This is a genomic window from Lagierella sp. ICN-221743 (genome assembly GCF_037890055.1).
Classification (GTDB): Bacteria; Bacillota; Clostridia; order Tissierellales; family Peptoniphilaceae; genus Mediannikoviicoccus.
The window spans coordinates 1-375 of the sequence record NZ_JBBKBD010000064.1; the positions used below are offsets into that span (position 1 = coordinate 1).

Here is a 375-nt window from a genome sequence, read left to right on the forward strand (position 1 = left end):
TTATCTCACACAAAATGGATGTGCAAGTATCACATAGTCTTCACCCCAAAGTATAGACGAAAAGTGATATTTAATCAATATAGAGAAAGTCTCATAGAAATATTTAAATTACTTTGCAAATACAAAGGAGTAGAAATAATAGAAGGGCATATGATGCCAGATCATGTACACATGTTAGTAAGTATTCCACCCAAAATATCAGTATCAAGTTTTATGGGATATTTAAAAGGAAAAAGTGCCTTGATGATGTTTGACAGACATGCGAATTTAAAATACAAATTTGGCAATCGTCACTTTTGGGCAGAAGGATATTATGTGAGCACAGTGGGATTGAATGAAAAGACAATAGCAAAATATATAAGAGAGCAAGAGCAA

1 protein-coding gene is annotated in these 375 nt (G+C 32.5%); it reads left to right on the plus strand.

The window, feature by feature from the left end:
* Window positions 1-375: IS200/IS605 family transposase (gene tnpA, locus WKS98_RS09970; protein ID WP_498918953.1), on the plus strand; the 375-nt coding region annotated here is incomplete at both ends.